The sequence below is a fragment of the Vibrio sp. B181a genome (assembly GCF_030248375.1).
GTDB lineage: Bacteria > Pseudomonadota > Gammaproteobacteria > Enterobacterales > Vibrionaceae > Vibrio > Vibrio campbellii.
The window spans coordinates 68,229-74,746 of record NZ_JAHGAD010000043.1 but is presented as its reverse complement, the minus strand read 5'-3'; the positions used below and the strand labels follow the sequence as shown (position 1 = coordinate 74,746).

5 protein-coding genes are annotated in these 6,518 nt (G+C 42.0%); 2 read left to right on the top strand and 3 right to left on the bottom strand.

The genetic code is table 11. The annotated features are described in order from the left end of the window. Positions 1-16: 16 nt before the first annotated feature. Entirely contained in the window at positions 17-1,297 is a 1,281-nt protein-coding gene (gene tviB, locus KIO97_RS18990; RefSeq protein WP_285383680.1) for a Vi polysaccharide biosynthesis UDP-N-acetylglucosamine C-6 dehydrogenase TviB, read from the bottom strand. A gap of 923 nt (positions 1,298-2,220) precedes the next feature. Here tviB and KIO97_RS18985 point away from each other — a divergent pair. Both KIO97_RS18985 and wecA read left to right on the top strand, forming a co-directional pair. Beyond that, entirely contained in the window at positions 2,221-3,546 is a 1,326-nt protein-coding gene (locus tag KIO97_RS18985) for an MBL fold metallo-hydrolase RNA specificity domain-containing protein (protein WP_285383679.1), read from the top strand. Between the two features lie 147 nt (positions 3,547-3,693). After that, entirely contained in the window at positions 3,694-4,761 is a 1,068-nt protein-coding gene (gene wecA / locus KIO97_RS18980) for a UDP-N-acetylglucosamine--undecaprenyl-phosphate N-acetylglucosaminephosphotransferase (protein ID WP_285383678.1), read from the top strand. 33 nt (positions 4,762-4,794) lie between these two features. Here the strand turns inward: wecA and KIO97_RS18975 are convergent, their stop codons facing one another. Both KIO97_RS18975 and kdsB read right to left on the bottom strand, forming a co-directional pair. Further along, the gene (locus KIO97_RS18975; protein WP_105064699.1) at positions 4,795-5,718 is read right to left on the bottom strand and encodes an SIS domain-containing protein; all 924 of its coding nucleotides are present in this window, start codon (positions 5,716-5,718) and stop codon (positions 4,795-4,797) included. Beyond that, positions 5,718-6,467: a 3-deoxy-manno-octulosonate cytidylyltransferase gene (kdsB, locus tag KIO97_RS18970; RefSeq protein ID WP_285383677.1), complete on the bottom strand. Its 750-nt coding sequence runs from the start codon at positions 6,465-6,467 to the stop codon at positions 5,718-5,720. The genes KIO97_RS18975 and kdsB overlap by 1 nt, the downstream gene beginning before the upstream one ends. Positions 6,468-6,518 lie beyond the last annotated feature (51 nt).

Genomic DNA, 6,518 nt, shown 5'->3' with positions numbered 1-6,518 from the left:
TCTAGGTTCTAGGACCTTATAGACGCATGTCTACGCTTTCTTTGTCTAGAACGTATTTCAAGTCGTATAGAACGTGGGCTGGTTTACCAAGTGCGCGGATCTTCTCTACACCCATCTCTTTAAACTCGTTGTGAGATACCGCCATGATGATTGCATCGTAATGACCTTGTTGCTCTTTCTCACACAAGGTTAGGCCGTATTCGTGTTGCGCCTCTGCGTTTGAACACCAAGGGTCCATAATATCTACATTGATGTTGTATTCTTTTAGCTCTGAGACAATGTCCACTACTTTGGTGTTGCGTAGGTCTGGACAGTTCTCTTTAAAGGTCAGACCCATCACTAGTACATTCGCCCCCTCAACATGAATACGCTTCTTCAGCATTTTTTTCACAAGTTGAGAGACAACATATTGACCCATGCCATCGTTGAGTCGACGACCTGCTAGGATCATTTCAGGGTGGTAACCCACACTCTGTGCTTTATGCGTTAGGTAGTACGGATCTACACCGATACAGTGGCCACCAACCAAACCTGGACGGAACGGTAGGAAGTTCCACTTGGTACCGGCAGCTTCAAGGACTTCTAAAGTATCGATACCAAGTTTGTTAAAGATGATAGAAAGCTCGTTGATAAGTGCAATATTGACGTCACGCTGCGTGTTTTCGATAACTTTTGCCGCTTCTGCTACTTTGATAGAAGATGCTTTGTGTGTGCCCGCAGTGATGATGGTTTTGTAAAGTTGATCTACGTATTCCGCCACTTCTGGGGTAGAACCACTTGTCACTTTAAGGATGTTAGTAACACGGTGTTCTTTGTCACCTGGGTTAATACGCTCTGGCGAGTAACCTGCAAAGAAGTCTTGATTAAACTTAAGGCCAGACACTCGCTCTACAACTGGGATACAGTCTTCTTCAGTTGCGCCCGGGTATACCGTTGATTCGTAGATGATCACATCACCTTCAGAGACTACTGTTCCCAATGCTTCAGAAGCTTTGATCAACGGTGTTAAATCTGGTTGTTTATGTTCATCAATAGGCGTCGGAACGGTAACAATGTAGACATTGCACTCTTTTAGATCTTGAAGGGAGGCGGTGTAAGAAAGGTGAACAGCCTCTGCCAGTTCATTGTCGCTGCATTCTAGTGTGCTATCGCGGCCTGCAGTTAACTCATCAATACGCGCTTGGTTGATATCAAAGCCTATCGTTGGGGCTTTTTTGCCAAACTCTACAGCCAAAGGCAAACCTACGTAACCTAAGCCGATAATGCCAACTCGAGCGCTGTCTAATGAAAGATTCATTTTATTTTCCTAGCAAGTTTAGATATTTCTTAATTCGCGCTTGGAAGCTTTTTGCATTCTAAGGGCGTGAATAGACGAAGGATGAAAGCCATCCTTTAAGAATTCTTAATGCTTGTAAGAGTGATGTGCGTTTGTGACGCGATGCTTTGAGGCGTGCCATGCAGATGTTAGGAAGCCCTGAAGAGCTCCAGTAACAAATTTCAATGCATGGTTATAGAAAGGTATTTATTGAAAGGGAAAACCTTATGCCTAGCCAATGTATCACTCAAAACTGTGTAGCAGCTTTGATTTTGCCCCTCTGACGTGATGGGGCTTTACTTAAATGTTTGTTTAAGCGCTCCTTTTGATAAGAAGCAACTTGCCAGAAGTGCAACTGTGTGCTTAATTATATTTATATGTTACGGCATTCCTTGATGATGTTCGTCATCATGTGCGCGTGATTTCTAATTTGAGTACGCTACCGCCCCTAGGTCTGGCTCCTAAAGGCAATTCAATCCGCTTTTTTAATATGTCGTACTCTAGGTGTGGGATTGTATAGCAAACAAGCGCCTACTAAAAGTCATAACCTTACAAAAAACTGACCTTTACCTGACATTTTTTTGGCAGTTAATTTATAAAAGCCCAACCATTTCCCACTCAGCACTGCAAATCAACACCTTATAGATTTCGCTTTATAATAACTGTTTATGCAGCAACACTAATCATAAAATGCATAAAGCTGCATAACTTAGAGTGAGTTCACATTCTGCGATGATCGATCTCTGTCAAATTTATGACTTTTATCTATGTATGTCCGAATTTGTATAGTTCTGTCACACTTCCACTTTTTTGGAACAAACGTCTCAGCTAGGTTAAGGACAACAAAAACGGTTTCTCTTTTACTGGAGCAAATAGCAATAAGTGATAGAAAGGATAAGAAGCATATGCAAGTTGTACATCATGGAGGAAAGCATTCAGTCACTGGCTCTTGCCACGAGCTTGAGTTACCTAAAGGCAGCATTTTGATCGATTGTGGGCTTTTTCAGGGGCAGGACGCATTGAAGAATGGCAAACACCGCTCATTAGAAATTGAGTTTTCTGTCCGCAGAATAAAAGCTTTGGTGCTGACTCATGCGCATATCGATCATATTGGTCGCTTACCTTGGCTATTAGCTGCTGGCTATAAAGGCAAAATCTACTGCACTCGTGCGACGGCAGTACTTGTGCCGCTAATGCTAGAAGATGGATTGAAGCTTCAACTAGGATTGAATAAAGCGCAAAGAGAGCAAATTCTGAATGTCATTAAAAAGCGATTGGTACCTTGTGATTACCAAACATGGCTTCCGCTTAAAGAGCTGGCTTATCTTCGCTTTCAGCCTGCAGGGCATATTCTTGGTTCTGCTTATGTGGAATTTAAACTTCCTAATAATGAGGCGGTGGTGTTTTCTGGTGACTTGGGGCCAAGTAATACACCGCTTCTTCCAGACCCTATCTCTCCTACCCGTGCGGATTATCTGTTTATCGAATCTACTTACGGTAACAAGCAGCATGAGAGTGTAGAGAGCCGAAGCCAAAGGTTACTCGCAATTATTCATCATGCACTTGCAGATGGTGGTGTGATAGTGATTCCGGCATTTAGCGTAGGCAGAACGCAGGAGTTGCTGTTTGATATTGAGCAGCTTATCTACCAGCACGATTTACAAAACTCGCTTCCGATTATTTTGGACTCCCCTTTAGCGAAAAAAGTCACCAAGACTTACCGCCGATTTAAGAAGTTATGGGGAAAAGAAGCAAAGCAGCGCTTAGGGAGTCATCGTCACCCTCTGGCGTTTGAACAATGTATTACTATTGAGAATCATGCGGAACATTTGCGCTTAATAAATCGCCTCGCCAGCACTGCGGAGCCCGCTATTGTGGTCGCCGCTTCTGGCATGTGTGAGGGTGGCCGAGTGGTCAATTACCTCAAAGCATTGTTACCGGATAAGCGTAATGATGTGTTGTTTGCAGGCTACCAAGCAGAAGGAACGTTAGGTAGAGATATACAAAGCGGAGCTAAAGAAGTGGTGATTGATGGTGAGAGAATTCATGTGCAAGCTCAGGTACATACGATGTCTGGCTATTCTGCACATGCAGATAAAGCTGACCTGATTCGTTTCGTGGAAGGGATAAGCCCTCCTCCTAAAGAGATCCATTTGATTCATGGCGAGAAGGCGGCAAAAGAAGAGTTATATGTCAGCTTAAACTCAAACAGTTTAAAGGTAATCCGTTGATTTGTCGGTTAAGGTAGGCAAAAGCACAATGTAATGTAGGATAAATTCTATTGCCCCTTTCACATTGTTACCAAATTTATGCTTGAGATAGCGTCGTCCTCCGCTAAAATGGTCGCCGAATAATTATATACGATGTTGGCGCACTTTATGTTTCTCGAGCTTTTATTTATATTTTTCTCCTCATTCGCAACCCTCTTCCTTATGCGAAAAGTAGCAAGAACAGCTGGCTTAGTTGATAAACCAAATGAACGAAAGCTACATGAAGGCGCGGTCCCTTTAATTGGGGGAATATCAATTTGTATCGTGTTAGTTCAGTTCTTAACTTTCAAACCTGAAGTGATCGAGTACAGTTGGCTTTATGTTTGCTCTATCGTTGTTCTTACCTTTATTGGCGCTATTGATGACAAGGTTGACCTTAGCTTCAAAATTCGTATGGGGATCCAAGCAGCGCTATCTCTGATCATGATTCACGTTGCTGGTATTGAGCTACATACCTTAGGTAATATGTTCGGCTTCGGAGAGATATCATTAGGCTGGAGTGGAGTGGTAGTTACTGTACTGGCAGTTATAGGGGCAATTAATGCCTTTAATATGGTAGATGGCATTGACGGGTTGCTTGGTGGGTTATCTATTGTGACGTTTAGTGCATTAGCTTACTTGCTGCAAGTCGACTCTCAACATGGATTGGCTTATTTGTGTGTGGTTATCATCGTCGCTATGCTGCCTTATATTTTTATGAACCTTGGCATTCTTGGCCGTGAAAGAAAAGTATTCATGGGTGATGCTGGCAGCATGATGATTGGCTTTACAGTGATTTGGCTATTGCTAGGTGTTAGTCAAGCCGAGAGCAAACCGTTGATGAGACCAGTAACTGCGCTGTGGTTGATTGCTGTTCCGCTGATGGACATGGCTGCAATTATGATTCGCCGTGTTCGTCGTGGTGACTCGCCATTCAAGCCGGACCGAGAGCACTTGCATCATATCTTCCAACGTTTAGGTCTTAGCTCAAAACAAACGTTAATTGCTATCTGTGGTATTGCTACTTTGTACGCAGCATTTGGTATTTATGGTGAGGTTGCAGATATTTCAGAAGCCGTGATGTTTTACACGTTTATTGGATGCTTCATTATCTACTCGATTATTTTGGCATACATTTGGAAAATCACGAGCTACATCAGAAGTTGGATAAATGCGAGAAAAACGGTAAAAGCTTAAAAAAGTCCAGAAGGGTACCCTTCTGGACTTTTTTTATTTTTTTAAAATCCCTATAACTCTCTCATCTTCGACAACGACGAGTGACGTTATCCTTTTGTTTTCCATCAGTTCATAGGCACTTTGAGTGCTCGCCGAACCAGAAATTTTAGCTGGATTTAAGGTTAGAATGTCACTGGCTTTTAAATCAAAAACTTGTTTACCGTTAGCATTCATTGCTTTTCGAACATCGCCGTCCGTGATGATAGCTAAACCTTGGTCAACTTCAACTAGCACCAACCCTAACTTTCCATCAGAAATTGAGTGCACAACGGAAGTAAAGTCAGCATTTTCTTTGACTAGTGGAAACTCAGACACCATTTCATCTTCAACTCTGGATAAAAGACGTCTTCCTAAACTCCCTCCAGGATGAAATCGGGCAAAGTTTTCTGGAAGAAACTCTCTAGATTCCATTAATGCAACAGTCAATGCATCTCCCATAACCAACGTAGCTGTAGTCGAGGACGTTGGAGCTAATTGGTGCGGACAAGCCTCTTTGGGAACGGCTATATCCAAATGACAATGGGCATTTTTTGCTAATGTGGATCCACTTTTGCCAGTAAGCGCTATAACATAGTTTCCATTATCTCTTAAAAATGGGAGTAGTTTTAGTACTTCATCCGTTTCACCTGAGTTAGATATTGCAATAAAGACATCTTCAGGCTTGACCATCCCTAAATCACCGTGAAAAGCCTCACCTGGATGCATAAAGAAACTAGGCGTGCCTGTACTTGCGAAAGATGCAGCAATTTTTTTCCCGATAATACCAGATTTACCCATTCCACAAATAATAGTACGCCCACGAGTAGTGAGAATAGCATTTACCGCTTGGATAAAACTATTATCGATGCGAGACCCCATATGAATGAGTCCATCTACTTCTGTCTGAATTACGTCCTTAGCAATTTTTATGATATCCATTAAGCCTTTTCCATTTTATTCTTGATAATTAAATAGTCATCCCAAGTATCTACTCCGTGAGCAAGTTCTCCCTCGAAATAACAAGCACCAATTGCCATTCCATTTGAAAGAGCTCTTAACTGCTCGAGCTTCTCATAAGCCTCTAGAGGCGCTTCGTCGAATGAGCAAAATGCGTCTAGAGCATCAACCGTATAGGCATAAATGCCAACATGACGAAAAGCTAATGAAAGATCCGAAGATAGCTCTCTGTTATAGGGGGAGTTTGAGCGTGTAAAATAGAGAGCGCGATGATTTAGCCCCATGACTGCTTTGACAACATTAGGGTTATTGAAGTCATCACTATGCACAATAGGCACAACAGCTGTTGTTATTTCGAATTCAGTATATTTACGTGCAAATAATGATAATTGACGAATCAATTCAGGATCAACTAGCGGCTCATCGCCCTGAACATTAATAATAATATCTTGCTTGTTCCAACCTTGTGAGGTCGCTACCTCAAAAATTCTATCAGTACCACTTTCATGCTCACGAGAGGTCATCAAAACTGGAATATTCAAATCCGAAGCCTTCTCAAATATTCGAATATCATCAGTCGCTAGTATTATATCTCGGGAGTCAAAACCAGCCTCAAGACAGCGCTGAAAGACATGCCAAAATATTGGCTTATCATTTATTTCGAGCAATGGCTTACCGGTAAGTCTAGATGAGCCATATCGAGCAGGAATAACTATTTTAACTGTATTCAAAATATACTCTTTCTTTAGATATGAATAATAGATTGACTAGGGCTGTGAAGA